Origin of the sequence: Nocardioides sp. (genome assembly GCF_050699375.1) — a bacterium.
Taxonomy (GTDB): Bacteria; Actinomycetota; Actinomycetes; order Propionibacteriales; family Nocardioidaceae; genus Nocardioides.
The window spans coordinates 1-18506 of sequence record NZ_JBOHDN010000175.1 but is presented as its reverse complement, the minus strand read 5'-3'; the positions used below and the strand labels follow the sequence as shown (position 1 = coordinate 18506).

At 69.1% G+C, this 18506-nt stretch carries 18 protein-coding genes and 1 pseudogene; 13 read left to right on the top strand and 6 right to left on the bottom strand.

Annotated elements, in window-relative coordinates; all coding sequences use genetic code 11:
- Positions 1-372 (top strand): annotated as a pseudogene (locus ACRDPS_RS13220) (tRNA (adenosine(37)-N6)-threonylcarbamoyltransferase complex transferase subunit TsaD); the annotation flags it as partial.
- 105 nt (positions 373-477) lie between these two features.
- Here the strand turns inward: ACRDPS_RS13220 and ACRDPS_RS13215 are convergent.
- Positions 478-1659 (bottom strand): class I SAM-dependent methyltransferase, encoded by a 1182-nt coding sequence (locus tag ACRDPS_RS13215; RefSeq protein ID WP_431502105.1) that lies wholly within the window; start codon positions 1657-1659, stop codon positions 478-480.
- Between the two features lie 80 nt (positions 1660-1739).
- Here ACRDPS_RS13215 and ACRDPS_RS13210 point away from each other — a divergent pair, with 80 nt between their 5' ends.
- From ACRDPS_RS13210 to groL, 3 genes are all read left to right on the top strand, one after another.
- On the top strand, positions 1740-2387 hold the full coding sequence (locus tag ACRDPS_RS13210) for a hypothetical protein (RefSeq protein WP_431502104.1): 648 nt from the start codon (positions 1740-1742) through the stop codon (positions 2385-2387).
- 187 nt (positions 2388-2574) lie between these two features.
- Complete coding sequence (gene groES / locus ACRDPS_RS13205) at positions 2575-2868, top strand: co-chaperone GroES (protein WP_008362423.1); 294 nt, start codon at positions 2575-2577, stop codon at positions 2866-2868.
- An 80-nt stretch (positions 2869-2948) separates the two neighbouring features.
- Positions 2949-4562, top strand: coding sequence for a chaperonin GroEL (gene groL / locus ACRDPS_RS13200; RefSeq protein ID WP_431502103.1), 1614 nt, complete (start codon positions 2949-2951; stop codon positions 4560-4562).
- Between the two features lie 83 nt (positions 4563-4645).
- Here groL and ACRDPS_RS13195 read toward each other — a convergent pair whose 3' ends face one another.
- Together ACRDPS_RS13195 and ACRDPS_RS13190 are read right to left on the bottom strand one after the other, a co-directional pair.
- Entirely contained in the window at positions 4646-5395 is a 750-nt protein-coding gene (locus tag ACRDPS_RS13195) for a glycoside hydrolase family 25 protein (RefSeq protein WP_431502102.1), read from the bottom strand.
- Between the two features lie 19 nt (positions 5396-5414).
- Complete coding sequence (locus ACRDPS_RS13190; RefSeq protein WP_431502101.1) at positions 5415-6107, bottom strand: DUF305 domain-containing protein; 693 nt, start codon at positions 6105-6107, stop codon at positions 5415-5417.
- Between the two features lie 147 nt (positions 6108-6254).
- Between ACRDPS_RS13190 and ACRDPS_RS13185 the strand changes: the two genes are divergently transcribed.
- The 6 genes from ACRDPS_RS13185 (at position 6255) to ACRDPS_RS13160 (ending at position 13095) form a co-directional block, all read left to right on the top strand.
- Positions 6255-7769, top strand: a complete 1515-nt coding sequence (locus tag ACRDPS_RS13185; protein WP_431502100.1) for an LVIVD repeat-containing protein — start codon at positions 6255-6257, stop codon at positions 7767-7769.
- A 161-nt stretch (positions 7770-7930) separates the two neighbouring features.
- A complete protein-coding gene (locus ACRDPS_RS13180) occupies positions 7931-8692 on the top strand; it encodes a hypothetical protein (RefSeq protein ID WP_431502099.1) in 762 nt (253 codons plus the stop codon).
- Positions 8693-8764: 72 nt separating this feature from the next.
- Positions 8765-9550, top strand: coding sequence for a DUF1684 domain-containing protein (locus tag ACRDPS_RS13175; RefSeq protein ID WP_431502098.1), 786 nt, complete (start codon positions 8765-8767; stop codon positions 9548-9550).
- 99 nt (positions 9551-9649) lie between these two features.
- Entirely contained in the window at positions 9650-10561 is a 912-nt protein-coding gene (locus ACRDPS_RS13170; RefSeq protein ID WP_431502097.1) for a GNAT family N-acetyltransferase, read from the top strand.
- A 62-nt stretch (positions 10562-10623) separates the two neighbouring features.
- Positions 10624-12123 (top strand): IMP dehydrogenase, encoded by a 1500-nt coding sequence (gene guaB / locus ACRDPS_RS13165; RefSeq protein WP_431502096.1) that lies wholly within the window; start codon positions 10624-10626, stop codon positions 12121-12123.
- Positions 12124-12297: 174 nt separating this feature from the next.
- A complete protein-coding gene (locus tag ACRDPS_RS13160) occupies positions 12298-13095 on the top strand; it encodes a DUF1684 domain-containing protein (protein ID WP_431502095.1) in 798 nt (265 codons plus the stop codon).
- Positions 13096-13157: 62 nt separating this feature from the next.
- Here ACRDPS_RS13160 and ACRDPS_RS13155 read toward each other — a convergent pair whose 3' ends face one another.
- Complete coding sequence (locus ACRDPS_RS13155; RefSeq protein WP_431502094.1) at positions 13158-13955, bottom strand: AraC family transcriptional regulator; 798 nt, start codon at positions 13953-13955, stop codon at positions 13158-13160.
- Between the two features lie 63 nt (positions 13956-14018).
- On the opposite strand from ACRDPS_RS13155, the gene ACRDPS_RS13150 reads away from it, so the two are divergent.
- Positions 14019-14486, top strand: coding sequence for a DUF3224 domain-containing protein (locus ACRDPS_RS13150; RefSeq protein ID WP_431502093.1), 468 nt, complete (start codon positions 14019-14021; stop codon positions 14484-14486).
- A 19-nt stretch (positions 14487-14505) separates the two neighbouring features.
- Here the strand turns inward: ACRDPS_RS13150 and ACRDPS_RS13145 are convergent, their stop codons facing one another.
- Positions 14506-15357, bottom strand: a complete 852-nt coding sequence (locus tag ACRDPS_RS13145; RefSeq protein WP_431502092.1) for a pentapeptide repeat-containing protein — start codon at positions 15355-15357, stop codon at positions 14506-14508.
- Between the two features lie 9 nt (positions 15358-15366).
- Positions 15367-16065, bottom strand: coding sequence for a winged helix-turn-helix transcriptional regulator (locus ACRDPS_RS13140; protein WP_431502091.1), 699 nt, complete (start codon positions 16063-16065; stop codon positions 15367-15369).
- 201 nt (positions 16066-16266) lie between these two features.
- Here ACRDPS_RS13140 and ACRDPS_RS13135 point away from each other — a divergent pair, with 201 nt between their 5' ends.
- Together ACRDPS_RS13135 and ACRDPS_RS13130 are read left to right on the top strand one after the other, a co-directional pair.
- Complete coding sequence (locus tag ACRDPS_RS13135; RefSeq protein WP_431502090.1) at positions 16267-17085, top strand: class I SAM-dependent methyltransferase; 819 nt, start codon at positions 16267-16269, stop codon at positions 17083-17085.
- Positions 17086-17191: 106 nt separating this feature from the next.
- Entirely contained in the window at positions 17192-18298 is a 1107-nt protein-coding gene (locus ACRDPS_RS13130) for a GuaB3 family IMP dehydrogenase-related protein (protein WP_431502089.1), read from the top strand.
- The last annotated feature ends 208 nt before the right edge of the window (positions 18299-18506 follow it).

The window sequence follows — 18506 nt, the reverse complement described above, 5'->3', positions numbered from 1 at the left end:
GCCGTCGCCCGCTGGGTCGAGGCCAAGGAGCGCAGCGGTGAGCCGGTCCCGGTCGCCGACGTTGCCGCCAGCTTCCAGGAGGCGGTCGTCGACATCCTGGTGAGGAAGGCCCTCGACGCAGCCTCCTCCGAAGGCATCGAGCACATCATCATCGGCGGCGGGGTCGCAGCGAACAGCCGGCTCCGCGTCCTCGCCGAGGAGCGTGCCGCCAAGCTCGGCATCCGCGTCCGGGTCCCTCGCCCGGCCCTGTGCACGGACAACGGCGCGATGGTGGCGGCCCTGGGATCGGAGATGGTCTCGAGGGGACGTACGCCCTCTGCCCTGGACCTGCCCGCCGACTCCTCCCAGCCCGTGACCAGCGTCCTGGCCTGACCGACCTCGGTGGTCGAGCCCGGACCCGGTGGTCGAGCCCAGACCCGGTGGTCGAGCCCAGACCCGGTGGTCGAGCCTGTCGAGACCACCAAGAGGAGACATCCCTCAGAACGGCCGCACCAACAGACACGTCCCCTCGCCGGCAACCCGAGTGAGCACGATCGTCCCCTCACGAGACCCCGACAGCGCGAGCCGCTTGCGGAGCTGCTCCGGCACGACCTGCACGCCACGCTTCTTGATCGTCAGCTTCCCGATCCCACGCTCCCGCAGCGCCGCCTTGAGCTGCTTCTCCCGGTAGGGGAGCTCCTCGAGCACCTGATATCCCCGAGCGAACGGGGTCTCGAAGGAGGCGGAGGAGGCGACGTACGCGATGTGCTCGTCGATCAGATGGCCCTGGACGCCGGCGGCGACGGCAGTGACCAGGCCGGCACGGATCACCGCGCCGTCGGGTTCGTAGAGGAAGTCGGCGACCTCGCCGACGTCAGCGCCCGGGTCGTCCTCGGAGGTGAGCGTCGCCAGGCCGCGATCGCCGATGACCGTGGCGCGGCGGTTCGTGCTGGCCAGCGAGCCCGACCACAGCGCGGCCTCCTTGACCTCGCCGTGGTCGCTGACCCACTCGGCCTCGACCTTGTCGGGGACGAGGTCGTGCGGGATCCCCGGAGCTACCTTCACGCACGCGTCCCGCGCGAAGAGCGTCTCCACCCACGACCACGGCGGGGTCCACCCCTCGGCGGAGAAGACCCGGCCCTTGGCGCCGCGGCGTGCCGGATCGGCGTACGCGACGTCGAACGGTGAGTGGTCGAGGGCCGTCGCGTCGGCGATGGTGACGGCGCCGGGCAGCCCGAGAGAGTCGAGGTTCGCCTGGGCGACCGCGACCCGCTCCGGGTCGAGATCCACCCCGGCGGCGGTGAGCCCGGCCCGCGAGGAGGCGATCAGGTCACCACCGATGCCGCATCCCAGGTCGATGACACTCGTCGCGTCGAACGCACGCAGCCGGGCAGCTCGATGATGGGCGACGGCGAGGCGGGTCGCCTGCTCCAGGCCATCGGGCGTGAAGTACATCCGCGGTGCCAGGTCGCCGAACTTCGCGGCTGCCTTGCGGCGCAGGTCGACCTGGGTCATCGCCGCGGCCACGTGCTCGGCGGTCTCGTCCTTGCGCAGGGCGGTCTGCACCGCCAGGGCGGATCCCTTGCCGTCCGACTCGGCTGACATCGACATCTCGGTGGCCCGCGTCAGCAGCCTCTGCCCGTCATCGGTCAGCAACCAGGTGAAGGCATCGAGATCCATGCCCCGATCCTCTCAGGCGAGTTTCCGGACCGGTCAAACTCCATTACCCCACCGGGTGTTTCTGATCTAGGATCCGCCGGGTGCGTAGATCCCCCCGCGTGACCTCGCCGATCCACTGGGCGGTCGCGGCCGTCACGGCCCTGCTGGCACTGCTTCTCGGCACGCCCGCGGCGGCAGACACCGCGACTGCGGTGGACCGATGCTCGTCGGGGGACCGCTCCTACTCCTCGGTGGGTTCCGCCTCCGTCACCGCGACGGCGCCCGAGGGCTATCGGATCGCGTCGTTCTGCGTGGTCGGTCGCGGCAACGCGGGGGCGGAGACGCACGCCCTGTCCGCGCCGCAGAAGACCGCGGTCGTCTCGCACAGCTCCGGCAAGCAGCTGGCGAGCTACTCGGTGACGTACGTGCGGATCCCGGTCGTGGACGTGCCCGAAGCCGCCGAGGAGACGACGGCGGAGAAGGAGACGGTGAAGGCCGCACCGACGCCGACGGCGAAGGAGGCGGATCCGGAACCGAGCCGCTCGGCCCCTGCCGAGGAGCTGGCGGCGGTGGACGAGGTCGCTCCGCCGTCGCTGAGGGGCGATGGAGAGGAGCTCCAGATCACCACTTTCGAGGAAAAGGACGACGGCGAGGATCGCAGATCGTTCCTCGTGGTGGGAGCCATCATCCTCATCGGCCTTCTGGCCGGCGCGATCGCGCTGCTGGTGAGGATCCCCGGACAGCGATAGACCAGCCATGCTGGCACTCATTGGAGGCGAGTGCTAACGTCTGCTCTGGCACTCTCCCCCTGAGTGTGCCAGCGCTTGCGAGCCGGGTGCGACCCCCGCGACGGCGTATGCGGCAGATCGCAAGCACAGACGTAGCAACACCCACCGAAGTCTGACTCCGTAGAAAAGAAATGGGGAGGTCGACACAGTGTCGGTCAACATCAAGCCTCTTGAGGACCGGATCGTCGTCAAGGCCGTCGAGGCCGAGCAGACCACCGCCTCCGGTCTGGTCATCCCGGACACCGCCAAGGAGAAGCCCCAGGAGGGCGAGGTCCTGGCGCTGGGTCCGGGTCGCATCGACGACAAGGGCAACCGCGTCCCGCTCGACGTCGCCGTGGGCGACAAGGTCATCTACAGCAAGTACGGCGGCACCGAGGTGAAGTACGCCGGCGAGGAGTACCTCATCCTTTCCGCGCGCGACATCCTCGCTGTCATCGCCTGACGATCATCCGTCTCGCACATCTGACGCGGCCGGGCCAGCCGGCCCGGCCGCGTCCGTGCGTGTCATGAGGAGTATGTGAAATGCCTAAGATCCTGGAGTTCGACGAGAACGCCCGCCGCGCCCTCGAGCGTGGCGTGGACGCCCTCGCCAACGCCGTCAAGGTCACGCTGGGGCCCAAGGGCCGCTACGTCGTCCTCGACAAGAAGTGGGGCGCCCCGACCATCACCAACGACGGTGTCACCGTCGCGCGTGAGATCGAGCTGGACGACCCGTTCGAGAACCTTGGTGCTCAGCTCACCAAGGAGGTCGCTACCAAGACCAACGACATCGCTGGTGACGGTACGACCACCGCGACCGTCCTCGCCCAGGCGATGGTTCACGAGGGCCTCCGCGCGGTTGCCGCCGGTGCCAACCCGATGAGCCTCAAGCGCGGCATGGACGCCGCCGCGACCGCCGTCGGCGACGCGCTGCGTACCGCCGCTCGTGAGGTCGTCGACGAGTCCGACATGGCCTCGGTCGCCACCATCTCCTCCCGCGACGCGAAGATCGGCGACATCCTCGCCGAGGCCTTCGCCAAGGTCGGCAAGGACGGCGTGATCACCGTCGAGGAGTCCAACACCACCGGCACCGATCTCGAGTTCACCGAGGGTATGCAGTTCGACAAGGGCTACATCTCTCAGTACTTCGTGACCGACCAGGAGCGGATGGAGGCCGTCATCGACGAGCCCCTGATCCTGCTCGTCCAGGGCAAGATCGGCTCCATCCAGGAGCTCCTGCCGCTGCTGGAGAAGGTCATCGCCGCCGGCAAGCCGCTGTTCATCATCGCCGAGGACGTCGAGGGCGAAGCCCTCTCGACCCTGGTCGTGAACAAGATCAAGGGCACCTTCAACGCGACCGCCGTCAAGGCGCCCGCGTTCGGTGACCGCCGCAAGGCCATGCTGCAGGACATCGCGATCCTCACCGGCGCGCAGGTCGTCGCCGAGGAGGTCGGCCTCAAGCTCGACCAGGTCGGCCTCGAGGTGCTCGGCACCGCCCGCCGGATCACGGTCTCGAAGGACAACACGACCATCGTCGAGGGTGGCGGCGACGCTGCTGCCGTCGACGGTCGCGTCAACGAGATCAAGTCCGAGATCGAGCGCACCGACTCCGACTGGGACCGCGAGAAGCTCCAGGAGCGCCTCGCGAAGCTCGCCGGTGGCGTCTGCGTGATCAAGGTCGGCGCTCACACCGAGGTGGAGCTCAAGGAGAAGAAGCACCGCATCGAGGACGCTGTCTCCGCGACCCGCGCCGCCATCGAGGAGGGCATCGTCCCCGGCGGTGGCTCGGCCCTGATCCACGCCGTCTCGGTGCTGGAGAAGGACCTCGGTCTCGAGGGCGACGAGGCGGTCGGCGTACGCATCGTCCGCAAGGCCGCCGACGAGCCGCTGCGCTGGATCGCCGAGAACGGTGGTGACAACGGCTACGTGATCACCACCAAGGTTCGCGAGCTCGGTGTCGGCCAGGGCTTCAACGCGGCCACGGGCGAGTACGGCGACCTGATCGCTCAGGGCGTCATCGACCCGGTCAAGGTCACCCGCTCCGCGCTGACCAACGCCACCTCGATCGCGAGCATGCTGCTCACGACCGAGACCCTGGTCGTCGACAAGCCGGAAGAGGAAGAGGCACCCGCGGCCGGTCACGGCCACGGACACTGACAGATAGCCGAGTCGGCGCATCTGCCCCCGTGTCTCGCGAGCGAAGCGAGGCGAGAGTGGTCGGATGCGCCGACGCGGCGATTTCAGGGAACGACCAGCGAGTCGAGCGAGACGTCGTTGGAGAGCACGTTCATATCGACGTACGCCTCCGTCTCGCTGCCCACGCCGTCGAGCCGGTCACGGTTGGAGTACTGCCAGATGGTCCAGTCGCGTCCGTCGGGGACGCGCGGCGGCCAGGCGACGGAGCGGAACCAGATCGGGTTGTCGGGGTAGAGGTCGACCAGATAGGCACGGTAGGCCGACGGGGTGGTGTAGATGACCGGCTCGATGCCGTAGTGCGCCTCGAGCGCGGCGAGCAGGGGATCGAGGATGGCGCGCACCTCGGTGGCGGGCGGCAGGTTGCCCTTGAACCTGCCGTAGGGCTCCAGGTCGACGACCGGGGCGAGCGTGCCCTCGACCCGAGGCACGGCGGCGATCATGTTCTGGGCCTGGTCGGTGCCCGGGCTCTCGAAGCTCATGAAGTGGTAGGCGCCGGTCGCCAGGCCGGCCCGCTGCGCCTCAGCCCAGTTCTCGGAGAAGCGGGAGTCGACGTGCGCAGAGCCCTCGGTCGACTTGATCCAGGTGAAGGCGATGTCCTGCTCGGCCACCTTCGCCCAGTCGACGGAGCCGTTGTGGTGGGAGACGTCGATGCCGCGTACGTCGTATTTGGCAGCGAACAGGCGGGTGGGCATCACGACGCCGGTGTAGACCAGCGCGGTCATGACCAGGGCGAGACAGGCGACGACGGCGGAGCCGATGAGCACGCGTCGGCGCCGGGTGGGGGTGAGGGGCACCGCCGAAACCTACCCCTCCTCAGAGCTTCGTGAGCAGCTTCTCCATGATCTCGATCTCCACCTTCTGGGTGGCCTCGACATCCATCGCCATCTCGATGGCCAACGCGTCGCTGCCCTTGGCCGCCATCGGGTCGGCCATCTTGATGGCGCCTTCGTGGTGCTGGATCATCCCGGTCAGGAACAGCCGGTCGAACCTCTCGCCGCGGGCCTTGCCGAGCTCCGTCATCTGAGCCTCGGTGAGCATGCCGTCCATGGTGTGGGCCGGATCCGAAGCCCTGGGCACCCTCAGGCCCCGGGCGTTGAGCCACCCGCTCATCGCCACGATCTCGGGCCCCTGCGCCGACTCGATGCGCGTGGCCAGCGAGTTCACCTCGGGGTGCGAGGAGTGCTCGTGCGCGAGACGCGTCATCTCCAGCGCCTGGGCGTGGTGGGGGATCATCATCGTGACGAACGCGGCATCCGTACGGTTCCACGGATCGGTGCCGGGCGCGTCCGAGGGAGAGATCGTCTTCGCGGACTCGCCGGGCGCTCCCCCTTGGACCACAGGCGCCGACTGGGTGGCCGCCTCCGGGCTGGGCGAGCGCGACCCGTGCGACCCGTGCGATCCGTGCGACTCGTCCGAGGACCCGCACCCGCCGAGCAACAGGGCTCCAGCCACGGCGCTCGCAGCCACAAGAGCCGGGGTGATGAGGCCGGAACTTTTCTTGGGCATGGCCATCCTCCCGAGGTAGAGGCTTCCCGGATTGAGCAGGGAGGTACAACTTATTCACTTTCCATGCCCCCGGGGGTCGAATTTCAGTAAAGTCGAGTGGTCAGGGCCCTGCCGCCCCACGGCAGCCGACTCGGAAGGCTTGCGAACATGAGGCTTAGACGTCCAACCCGCTATCTGGCCCCCATCGCGGCGGTCATGGTTGTCGCAGGAGGGCTGGCCGTCGCCACCCCGTCCTCCGCAGACGAGTCCCACCCCCACGGCACCGAGACCACTCGGAGTCCCGAGGCTCAGACGAGCTGCACCGCCGAGCAGAAGAAGGCGATCACCAAGCTCGGTGACAACTTCGCCTCCGCCTGCGTCGCCGGCAACGACCTGGCCAAGCTGGCCGCCAACGAGCCTGCCGTCGCCGCCGGCGAGTCCGACGGCACGCCCAACATGCATCTGATCGCCAACATCCCCAAGTCGGGCGCCTTCGAGTCCGTCGACGCGCTCAACAGCGACCTCGCCTTCCAGGGAAGGTACGCATTCGCCGGCAACTACAACGGGTTCAGCGTCATCGACATCAAGCACCCGAATAAGCCGAGGCTCGTGAAGCAGTACGCCTGCCCCGGCTCCCAGAACGACATCTCCGTCTACGGTGACCTGCTCGTCCTCTCCGTCGACTCCAGCCGCAGCAACGACACCTGCGACAACGAGCCGCAGTCGGCCGAGATCAAGGAGTCGTGGGAAGGCCTCCGGGTCTTCGACATCAGCGACCCGCGAGACCCGGAGTACGTCGCGGCGGTCGAGACCAAGTGTGGTTCCCACACCCACTCGCTGGCGCCGAGCGAGAACGGCAGGAGCGTCTATGCGTACGTCTCCTCCTACGGGCCCCGCGAGACCTACCCCGACTGCCAGCCCCCGCACGACAAGATCAGCATCGTGAAGATCCCGACACGGGCTCCGGAACGAGCCGCCGTGGTCAACGAGCCGGTGCTCTTCCCCGGTGGCGGCTACACCAACACCGCCGGCTGCCACGACATCACGACCTACCCGGCCAAGGACATCGCGGCCGGCGCGTGCATGGGCGACGGCATCCTGATGGACATCTCCGACCGCGAGAACCCGGTGGTGACCGAGCAGGTCACCGACACCGAGAACTTCGCGTTCTGGCACTCGGCCACCTTCAACAACACCGGCACCAAGGTCGTCTTCACCGACGAGCTCGGCGGCGGCGGCTCGCCGACCTGCAACCCGGAGACGGGGCCGGAGAAGGGTGCCAACGGCATCTACGACATCGAGGGCGGCCAGCTCGTCTTCAAGTCCTACTACAAGATCCCTCGCACCCAGTCCAACACCGAGAACTGCGTCGCCCACAACGGCTCGCTGATCCCCGTCAAGGGCAAGGACATCATGGTCCAGGCCTGGTATCAGGGCGGAGTCTCGGTCTACGACTTCACCGACTCGGCCAACCCGAAGGAGATCGCCTGGTTCGACCGTGGTCCGTTCGAGGACACCTCGACGATCGCCGGCCCGTGGTCGACCTACTACTACAACGGCTATATCTACTCCAACGAGATCCAGCGCGGCTTCGACGTCTTCGACCTGCGCGACCCGCGGGTCGCCTCCGCGAAGCGGGTGAAGTTCGACGAGCTGAACGTCCAGGCCCAGCCCTCCTACTGAGTGATAGCCGGGTCGGCAACAGAGCCGAGTCGGCGCATCTTGCCCCGTGTCTCGCGAAGCGAAGCGAGCGAGAGGGGCGGGATGCGCTGACTCGGCGATTTCAAGGAATGACCAGCTGGCCGCAACCTCCTGGTCACCAGGAGACGCCATGGTTCTCCGCGATGACCGAGACCGTTGCTGCCGACCGAGCCGGCCGGGACGCGACCCGGCTGATCCGGCGCGGCCCGCTTGAATGGCTGGCGGCAGGCGTGCTCGGTCTGCTTCTGCTCCGGCTCCTGTGGAGCCTGGTGACCAACGAGAACCTCATCTGGGGCACGGTGGTCGACCACCTGTTCCATCCCGACGTCCTCGCCGGGGTCTGGCTGACGGTCCGGCTGACCGCGCTGGTCGTCCTGGTCGCTTCGGCCATCGGGCTGATCGTGGCCCGGCTGGTGAGGTCCGGCAACCCGGTGCTGAGCGGGATCGCGAGGGCGTACGTCTGGGTCTTCGGCAGCATCCCGGTGCTGGTCCAGCTCCTGCTGTGGAGCAACATCGCGCTGGTCTTTCCCGACCTCGGCTTCGGGATCCCGGGGGTGCACATCGACGCGGTGCGCCAGGTCACCCCGGTCTACGCGGCGATCGCGGGGCTGGGGTTGGCGATGGGTGCGTACGCCGCGAGGGTCATCGGCCGCGACGACGCAGCCGCGGGCCGGCTGGTCGACCGTCTGGGTGAGGTCCTGGTGGTGACGCTCCAGGCGACGAGCCTGGTCTCGGTGCTCTCGATCACGGACCTGCTCGGGGTGGTCCAGGCGCTCGAGGAGCGCAACCACCTGATCATCCCGCTGCTGACGGTGGCCGCGATCTGGTATCTCGTCCTGGTCACCGCGGCCCGCGGCGCGATCCGCCTGATCGGGTGGGCGTCGGGGCGCCGCGAAGCGCCCTGACCGTGAAACCGACGGTAAAAGTCGGCGACTATTGCAAGACCCGGCAACGCATGTCTTTGTAGGGTGCGGGACGTGACTTTCGAGCAGGCGTGGCAACGGTGGCGCGACGAGCGAGAGGCCGAACTGAGAAGTCCTGAGGGTTTTCTGGCGATCACCGGGCTGCACTGGCTGAACGCCAACCCGCAGCGGTTCCCCGGCATCCCGGGCGTCTGGTCCTCCGGTCCGGAAGGCGCAATCGTCGAGCTCGGCGAGGGTGAGTGGCTCGAGCTCGGCGGCGCGACCCTCGCAGGTCGACACGTCTTCGGCCACGTCGACCCGTTCGGCGTGACCGCGACCTTCGACGCCGGCACGGTGGAGGTCGCCGACCGCTTCGGCACCCCGGTGCTCCGGCCGCGACAGACCGACGGTCCGTTCCTGCGCGACTACACCGGCACGCCAACCTACGATCCGGACCCGGCGTGGCGGGTCCATGCCGCTTTCACGGCCTACGAGACGAGCCGCCCGATCTCGGTCGGCTCGGTCGTCGAGGGCCGTTCGACCGTCATCGACGCGGTGGGGGAGGTCGCCTTCGAGGTGAGTGGACGTCCGCAGCGGCTGATCGCCTTCGACGGCGGCGACGACGAGCTGTGGCTGCTGTTCACCGACGAGACCAGCGGCGTGACGACCTATGCCGCGTGTCGCCAGCTCGCCGTCCCGCCGCCTGTCGACGGCACGGCGATCGTCGACTTCAACCGCGCCGCCAACATGCCCTGCGCCTACACGATCCACGCCACCTGCCCGCTACCACCGGCGAGCAACCACATCGACGTGCTCGTCGAGGCGGGCGAGCAGACCCCGCCACGCCCGCCGCCCGACTGATACCGCACCGACCCCGCGCCGGCACCGGACCGGGCTCTCGGCATCAAGGTTTAACCGAAGGTAACCGACCCGAAACAGCGCGAAGGGCAGACTAGGGGCATGGCGGGGACGATGTTGTGGAGAGCGCGTACGACGCTGCCGGACAGGCCGGGCACGCTGGCTGCGCTGGCGCAGCGCTGTGGCGAGGCCGGGGTCAACATCTTGGGGATGCAGATCTTCCCCGGGCTGGACCAGGTCACCGATGAGTTCGTGCTGCGTACGCCCGCGGGCTGGGGCGAGAGCGAGATCAGCGACCTGATCACCTCCTCCGGCGGTCGCGGTGCGGTCGTCCAGGCAGCCAACGAGGCAGCGCTGGCAGATCAGCCGACACGCTACGTACGGGCCGCCCGGCACATCCTGGAACGGCCGATGTCGTTCCCCGAGATCGTCGCCCAACTCTTCGACGCCGAGGCCGAGGCACCCCCTGGGGTCATCCACGACACCATGGAGCTGCGGGTCGCCGACGTCGACGTGCAGCTGCACCGCACCGCCCCGTTCACCGCGACCGAGCACGCCCGCGGCTCCGCGATGGCCGACCTGGTCAACGACGTGCTCGACCGCAGCCGGGAGTCCGTGGCGATCGGCACGACCCCACCCGTACGCCGCCTCGGCACCGGAAGCACCCCCGACCTCGTCGTCGCAGGCGAGACCGTGACCGCGATGGTCGACGGGGTCGCCGTCGGGCTCGGCGAGGTGCTCGCGCCGACCGAGGACGACGAGAACGTACGTGTGATCAACCTGCGCGTCGACCCCGCCTGGCAGCGCCGGGGCATCGGGACCAGGCTGCTGGTCGACACGGCCAGGCTCGCGCACATGCTCGGGGCCTCCGAGATCCTGCTCACCACGCGGTCCGACAACCAGGCGGTGCTGCCGATGGTGCTCGCCGCCGGGATGCGCGGCCGGATCCGGATGGCCGGCGATGTGCTCACCGTCAAGGTGCCCGTGCGCGATCTCAAGCCGTTGAGCCGGTAGCCGTCGGGGTGATGTCGTCTCGCGTTTTCGGCGTCGCGGGGAGCCGACCGTAGAATCTTTTCATGGAGATCCCGGAGAAGTTCGCGACGCTCGGCCTCACCTACGACGACGTCCTCCTGATGCCCGGTTATTCGGATCTGGCGCCGTCTGACATCGATACGACCTCCCGGCTGACCCGCGAGATCAACCTGCGGGTCCCGCTGATCTCCGCGGCGATGGACACCGTGACCGAGTCCCGGATGGCGATCGCGATGGCGCGCCAGGGCGGCATCGGGGTTCTCCACCGCAACCTGAGCATCGAGGATCAGGCCTACCAGGTCGATCTGGTCAAGCGTACCCAGACCGGGATCATCTCCAACCCGGTCACCATCGGCCCCGACGCGACGCTGGAGCAGCTCGACAAGCTCGCCGGTGAGTACCGGATCTCCGGGTTCCCGGTCGTCGACGTCGACCAGAAGCTTATCGGCATCATCACCAACCGCGACCTGCGGTTCACGCCGGTCGCGGAGTGGGCGACCACCAAGGTCAACGAGGTGATGACGTCCAAGGACCTGATCACCGGCCCGGCCGACATCGACCGCGACGCGGCCACCAGCCTGCTCCGCCAGCACAAGCTCGAGCGACTGCCGCTCGTCGACGGCAGCGGCCGCATCACCGGCCTGATCACGGTCAAGGACTTCGTGAAGTCCGAGCAGTTCCCCGACGCCTCCAAGGACGGCCAGGGCCGGCTGCTCGTCGGTGCCGCGATCGGCTACTTCGGCGACGCCTGGGAGCGGGCGACCACGCTCATCGACGCCGGTGTGGACGTGCTCGTCGCGGACACGGCCCACGGCAACGTACGCATGCTGATCGACATGGTTCGCCGCCTCAAGTCCGACCCGGCGACCAAGAACGTCCAGGTCATCGGCGGCAACGTGGCCACCAAGGAGGGCGCGCAGAGCTTCGTCGAGGCGGGCGCCGACGCGGTCAAGGTCGGGGTCGGCCCGGGCTCGATCTGCACCACCCGGGTCGTCACCGGCGTCGGCGTGCCGCAGATCTCCGCCGTCTACGAGGCCTCGCTGGCCTGCAAGCCGGCGGGTGTGCCGGTGATCGCCGATGGTGGTCTGCGCTACTCCGGTGAGATCGGTAAGGCCATCGTCGCCGGCGCCGACTCCGTGATGCTCGGCTCGATGCTCGCCGGCTGCGAGGAGACGCCCGGCGACACGGTGCTGATCAACGGCAAGCAGTTCAAGGCCTACCGCGGGATGGGCTCCATGGGGGCGATGTCGAGCCGCGGCAAGAAGTCGTTCTCCAAGGACCGCTACTTCCAGGCCGAGGTCACCGACGACGACATGATCGTTCCCGAAGGCGTCGAGGGCCAGGTCGCCTACAAGGGCTCGCTGGCCACCGTCGCCCACCAGCTCACCGGCGGCCTGCACCAGACGATGTTCTACGTCGGAGCGCGCACCATCCCCGAGCTCCAGACCGAGGGCCGCTTCATGCGGATCACCTCGGCCTCGCTCAAGGAGAGCCACCCGCACGACATCCAGGTCACCGCAGAGGCGCCCAACTACCACCTCTGATCGACGCCCCGCGACCACGAGCCCCGGACCGCAGAGGTCCGGGGCTCGTCCCATCTCGGTCGTCGTCCGCGTGAAAGTGCGACGAGATGGTCACGATCTGTGAATTTCGGGCACAGAGCCGGACGGGTAGGAGTTCAATCCGATGCCTGCATTCTTAACCTTTCGGGAGGACCCATGACCGTCATCGACACCGAGACCTTCGCCCAGGAGTGGGCGGCGTGGCACGAGGAGCACGAGAGCAGGCGCGCCTCGGCGCACGGATTCCTCGCCGTGACCTCGCTCCGCTGGCTCGCGGAGGAGCCGGAGACGTACGACGACGTGCCGGGTGCCTGGTCGAGCGGCCCCGAAGGCGTCGTGGTCTCGCTGGCTCCCGGTGAGTCGCTGGTGGTCGACGGCGCCGAGATCACCGGCCGGCACTCGTTCGGTGCCATCGACGCGGGAGACGGTGTCACCGCCGGGTTCGGCGACGCGGTGGTCGAGATCGCCAAGCGTGGCGGCAACGACATGATCCGCCCCCGGCATCCCGACAGCCCGGTCCTGACCGGCTATCGCGGGACCGAGGCCTACGCACCGGACCCGGCGTGGGCCGTCCCCGGGCGCTTCGCCGCCTATGAGACGCCGGTTCCGACCACGGTCGGTTCGGTCGTCGACGGCCTGGAGCACGTCTACGCGGCGGTCGGCGAGATCGAGTTCGAGGTGGGCGACGCCGTGCACAGCCTCGTCGCCTTCCCCGGCTCCACGCCCGGCGGGCTGCACGTCCTGTTCCTGGACGAGACCTCGGGCAGGACGACGTACGCCGCCAACCGCCAGCTCTCGATCGACGCGCCCGACGCGGAGGGCAACGTGATCGTCGACTTCAATCGCGCCACCAACCTGCCGTGCGCCTACACCGACCACGCCACCTGCCCGCTCCCGCCGGCCGGCAACCGCCTATCGGTCGCTGTCGAGGCGGGGGAGAAGAAACCCGACTGAGCTGGTTGTGAAGCTGAGAGTGACCTATAGGCCACGCGCAGCTTCACAACCTGGCGGAGCAGCTAGAGATCCTTCGCATACGTCGCCGGGGGAGCGCCCACGACGTCCCGGAACGTACGCACCAGGTGGGCCTGGTCGCTGAAGTCCAGCTCCGCAGCGACCGCGGCCCAGTCGACGTCCCCGGAGTGAGCGCGGGCGGCGATCTCGAGCACGCGGAACCGTTGGACGACCCATTTCGGGCCGATCCCGACGTACTCGCTGAAGAGCCGCTGCAGCGACCGCAGGCTCAGTCCGCCGTGGTCGGCGAGCTGCTCGGCCCGGGTGATCGAGCGGTCGTCCTCGGCGAGCGCGACCAGGCGGCGTACGTCCTCGGCCACCGGGTCCGCGGGGAGCCCGACCTCGAGGAGGTAGGACTCCATCGCGGCGGCCATCTCCGCCGGGTCCGCCGAGGTGAGGATCCGGTCCGCCGCCGGGCGGTCGTCGACACCGAGCAGGTCCTGAGCCGGGACGACCTGGTCGGCGAGCGCGCTGACCCGGCTGCCGAGCACCGGACGGAAGAGGCCTGGCAGGAACGAGACGCCGAGCGTGTGGCCGCGGCCGCTCAGGTGCCGAAGGAACGGTCGCCGGCCGATCCCATGGACCAGCAGCCGGCCCTCCTCCGCGGCGACATGGATCCGGGGCTGCGGGATGACCTGCTGGTCGTGCGGGTGCTCGAGGTGCCAGCCGACGTACCAGTGGTAGTCGACGTGCCCCGCGAGCGCCGGCGAGGGCGCGAACCGCTCGGTGGTGATCGTCCGGGCAGCCGTCACCGGCCGCACGATCGCGTCGGGATAGCCCCTGCCTTCCATATGGCCAGCCATGCCGCCAACGATATGGCGCGTTCCTTCAATCCGGCGCCCCTGTCTCCGGAGCAGGCTGGACCCATGACGACCGAGAACAAGACCTTCAGCAGCAAGGCAAGCACCACGATGAGCGTCGCGCGCTGGCACGAGGCGGCCTACGTCGACATCGACGGGGAAGGGACGAAGATGGGCGAGGACGTCTACATCCCGCACCGCGGCCTGACCACCTCCGAGACCGACTACACCTACACCGGCGAGATCGAGGGCAAGGGCGTCGCGCGGATGATCGGCGCCTACGGCAACCCCGCCGGAGGCGCGGTCTTCGAGGCGTACGAGCAGTTCACCGGCTCCATCGCCGGCCAGGAGGGCTCTTGCGTGTGGCGGATCAGCGGGACGTACGCGGATGCCACCGTCCGATCGCACCTCACCGTCATCTCGGGCCTGGGCACCGGCGGGCTGGAGGGCCTGGTCGGCGAGGCCGACATGGTGCTGGCCGAGGAAGGTGGCGGGGAGGCGTACGGCTTCGTGCTCACCTACGACTGGAGCTGAGCCCGAGGCGGCAACCGCGTCACGATGCCCAGTGCGCCGGCCGCTCGAAGCCGTCGGGAAGGGCGGTGCGGGCGTCGCCGCGGGCGCTGTTGACCTGCATCTGGGTCAGGTAGATCGCGCCGCTGAGGTCCGCGCCGCTCAGGTCGGCGTCACGCAGGTCGACGCCGAGGACGTCGCACCTCCGCAGGCTCGCGCCGGACAGGTCGGCGGCGATCGCGACGCTCCCGCGGATCGTCGCTCCGGAGAGGTCCGCTCCCGCCAGCTTCGCGCCGACCAGGTCGCTCCCCGGCTCGGGCACGCGGCCCGAGTGCCGGTGGCTGGCGGGTTCGGTCGCTGCGCGTGCGATCTCGCTGGCCTCGACGAGGAGACCACGCGCGGAGTCGTAGGCAGCGTCGACGTCGAGGCCGGCGAGGTCGTGCGGCTCCAGGTCGCTGAGCCGGCGCACCTCGTCGAAGGCGTCGAGCCATGGCGTGGGGTCGCGGTTGTCCTGGACTAGCTCGATGGCCTCGCCCAGATACCAGAGCAGCTCGTGCAGGCGGCGGACGACGGGGAACGCGGCGAACATCTCGGCGCTCACCTGCGGGTCATCGCGCCAGGAGCGTCCGGCGAAGGTGCGCTGGGAGACCTTCTGCCCGGCGCCGAAGCAGTCGAACACGGTGCAGCCCTTGAAACCCCGGTCCCGCAGGCCCGGGTGGATGCGGCAGGCGTCGTGGTCGTCGAGGTTCACGCACGGTTCGCCCGCGGGCTTGTCGTGGGGGAAGTCGGACGACTTCACGAAGGCAAGCGCGACACAGCACAGGCCGAAACAGCTGGAGCAGTCGGCTCGGAGGTCCGCGCGATCACCGCGGTCGACATCCGTACGACTTCCCACCGGATCACCCTAGCCGTGACCCTCGAACGCCAGGCTGGTGCGATCGGGGCTGACGGCGGCGGGGCGAGGGCGGGGGACGTACGCGGCGGAGGACTGGCCGAGCCAGGACGGCAGGGCGCGGCGTACGTCCCGGGTGCCGTTGATGCCGACCAGGTCGTCGCGGATCGCCATCGGCCAGGCGAGGTCTCCGCGCCAGATCTCGGTGAGCGTACGCAGGCTGGCGGTGAGGCGGGCATCGACCTCGAAGCCGGGGTCGAAGTCGCAGACCTCGGCCTGGTCGGCGGCCACCACGAGCCACCAGCGGGCGACCTTCGGCTCGACGTCGGTGAGCCGGAACTCCACCACGGTGCGTTGCCGCGGCCACACATCGATCGGGATGGTGCGGCGCATGTCCCAGAAGAGCAGGTGCGGGTCCAGGTCGGCCTGCCCCAGCGACCCGACCCACCGCACGCCCCACTCGTTGAGCGCGGTCACCACCGTGGCGAGCTCCTGGCCGCTGGTGGTGAGGTGGTAGGACGTACGTTGCTCCTGGCCGCGTCGCTGGATGATGCCCGCGCGCTCGAGGGTGCGCAGGCGTTTGGAGAGCAGTGCCGGCGACATCCTGGGTACGCCCCGGCGAAGCTCGTTGAAGTGGGTGCTGCCGAGCAGCAGCTCGCGCACGACGAGCAGCGTCCACCGCTCGTCGAGCACCTCCATGGCCTTCGCCATCGGACAAAACTGGCCGTATCCCGCCACCGGACCGCCTCCCTTGGTGCAGCCCGAGATCCTGTCCCCCGAGATCCCTGTCCTCAGTAGACCCCCGACCGGGACGCGTGGCAAGTACAGATCCGGAACTATCCGCGGTGGCGGTGCGAGGGGAGGCTGGGGACTCCAGATCTCCTCTCGGCTCAGATGTCTTTGGAGGAACGCATGACCGCAACGCCCGTACAACCCGACCTGAAGGCCCGCCACCGTGCGATGTGGGGCCTCGGGGACTACGCCCGGGTCGCCGACGAGCTCATCCCCGAGCTCGGCCAAGTGATCGTCGAGGCCTGCCGGATCGGGCCCGGCGACCGCGTACACGACATCGCCGCCGGCACCGGCAACGCCGCCGTTCCCGCAGCACTCGCCGGGGCGGAGGTGACCGCCAGCGACCTGACGCCCGAGCTGCTCGACATCGGACGCGCACGTGCGGGTGCCGCCGACGCCGGATCGATCACCTGGACGGTCGCCGACGCCGAGGCGCTCCCGGGCGAGGACGGAGAGTTCGACGTCGCCCTGTCCTGCGTGGGCATCATGTTCGCGCCCTTCCACGAGAAGGCCGCCGACGAGCTGGTCAGAGTGGTGCGGCCGGACGGCCGGATCGGCCTGATCAGCTGGACCCCGGAAGGCTTCATCGGCCAGATGTTCGCGGCGATGAAGCCGTTCATGGCCCCGCCCCCCGAGGGTGCCCAGCCTCCTCCGCGATGGGGCGACGAGGCGCACGTACGCGGCCTGCTGGGCGAGCGGGTGAGCGGTGTCCGGGCCGAGAAGCGGATGGTCGCCATCGACTCGTTCGCCACCGGCGCGGAGTTCAGGGACTTCTTCAAGGCCTGCTACGGGCCCACGATCGTCGCCTACCGCGGGATCGCCGAGGACCCGTCGCGGACGGCGGAGCTCGATGCCGCGCTGGCCGATCTCGGGGACCGGTATCTGGAGGACGGGTCGATGGACTGGGAGTACCTGCTGCTGACCGCCGTGCGCCGATAGGGGCGATTGCTCTGGCCCTCCGGTGGTCGAGCTCGTCGAGACCGTTGGTGGTCGACTGCGTGTGGCCTTTCCGATCTCGATCCGGTCGCGTGGAACAATCCGTGTCGTGACTGAGATCGAGATCGGCCGGGCCAAGCGAGCACGACGGGCGTACGCCTTCGACGACGTGGCGATCGTGCCGTCGCGGCGCACCCGTGACACCTCCGAGGTGAGCATCGACTGGCAGATCGACGCCTATCGCTTCGAGATCCCCGTGGTCGCCGCGCCGATGGACTCGGTGATGTCGCCGTCGACCGCGATCGCGCTGGGCAAGCTCGGCGGGCTCGGGGTGCTCAACCTCGAGGGCGTGTGGACCCGCTACGAGGACCCGCAGCCGCTGCTCGACGAGCTGGCCGAGCTGCGCGGTGTCGACGCGACCCGGCGCCTGCAGGAGATCTACGAGGCTCCGATCCGGTCCGAGCTGATCACCGAGCGGCTGCGCGAGGTGCGCGCCTCGGGGGTCACCGTCGCCGGGGCACTGTCGCCGCAGCGTACGAAGGAGTTCGCGAAGGCCGTCGTCGACGCCGGCGTCGACCTCTTCGTCATCCGCGGGACCACGGTCTCGGCCGAGCATGTCTCCTCCCAGTCCGAGCCGCTGAACCTCAAGGAGTTCATCTACGAGCTCGACGTGCCGGTGATCGTGGGTGGCTGTGCGACCTATCAGGCGGCGCTGCACCTGATGCGTACCGGTGCGGCCGGCGTGCTAGTCGGCTTCGGCGGCGGGGCCGCGCACACGACACGGACGGTGCTGGGTGTGGCCGTGCCGATGGCCTCGGCCGTCGCCGACGTCGCGGCCGCGCGACGCGACTACCTCGACGAGTCCGGCGGCCGCTACGTGCACGTCATCGCCGACGGTGCCGTCGGCCGCTCCGGCGACATCGCCAAGGCGATCGCCTGCGGCGCCGACTCGGTCATGGTCGGCTCGCCCTTCGCTCGCGCCACCGACGCCCCCGGCAAGGGCTTCCACTGGGGCAACGAGGCCCACCACGCCGACCTGCCCCGCGGCGAGCGCGTCGCCTTCGAGCCTGTCGGCACCTTCGAGGAGGTCCTCTTCGGACCCTCCCACGTCGCCAACGGCACCATGAACCTCGTCGGCGCCCTCAAGCGCGCCATGGCGACTACGGGCTACACCGACCTCAAGGAGTTCCAGCGCATCGAGGTCGTCGTCGGCTGACGCCGAGGCGTCCCCCGCAGGCCGAGGCGTCACGTACGTCGGCCGAAGCGTCAGTCTTCCTGGTCGAGGCGTCCCCCTGCAGCCGAGACGTCACTTCTGCAGGCCGAAGCGTCAGCTATGCAGGTCGAGGCGTCAGTTATGCAGGTCGAGTTGTCACCACGGTGACAACTCGATCTGCATTTGTGACGTCTCGGCCTGCAGAGGTGAC

Bases quoted from the DNA above. Each gene is read 5' to 3' on its own strand.
- ACRDPS_RS13215 (WP_431502105.1), bottom strand. From the start codon at position 1,659: ATGGATCTCGATGCCTTCACCTGGTTGCTGACCGATGACGGGCAGAGG.
- groL (WP_431502103.1), top strand. From the start codon at position 2,949: ATGCCTAAGATCCTGGAGTTCGACGAGAACGCCCGCCGCGCCCTCGAG.
- ACRDPS_RS13190 (WP_431502101.1), bottom strand. From the start codon at position 6,107: ATGCCCAAGAAAAGTTCCGGCCTCATCACCCCGGCTCTTGTGGCTGCG.
- ACRDPS_RS13185 (WP_431502100.1), top strand. From the start codon at position 6,255: ATGAGGCTTAGACGTCCAACCCGCTATCTGGCCCCCATCGCGGCGGTC.
- ACRDPS_RS13180 (WP_431502099.1), top strand. From the start codon at position 7,931: ATGACCGAGACCGTTGCTGCCGACCGAGCCGGCCGGGACGCGACCCGG.
- ACRDPS_RS13170 (WP_431502097.1), top strand. From the start codon at position 9,650: ATGGCGGGGACGATGTTGTGGAGAGCGCGTACGACGCTGCCGGACAGG.
- guaB (WP_431502096.1), top strand. From the start codon at position 10,624: ATGGAGATCCCGGAGAAGTTCGCGACGCTCGGCCTCACCTACGACGAC.
- ACRDPS_RS13160 (WP_431502095.1), top strand. From the start codon at position 12,298: ATGACCGTCATCGACACCGAGACCTTCGCCCAGGAGTGGGCGGCGTGG.
- ACRDPS_RS13155 (WP_431502094.1), bottom strand. From the start codon at position 13,955: ATGGCTGGCCATATGGAAGGCAGGGGCTATCCCGACGCGATCGTGCGG.
- ACRDPS_RS13150 (WP_431502093.1), top strand. From the start codon at position 14,019: ATGACGACCGAGAACAAGACCTTCAGCAGCAAGGCAAGCACCACGATG.
- ACRDPS_RS13140 (WP_431502091.1), bottom strand. From the start codon at position 16,065: ATGGCGAAGGCCATGGAGGTGCTCGACGAGCGGTGGACGCTGCTCGTC.
- ACRDPS_RS13135 (WP_431502090.1), top strand. From the start codon at position 16,267: ATGACCGCAACGCCCGTACAACCCGACCTGAAGGCCCGCCACCGTGCG.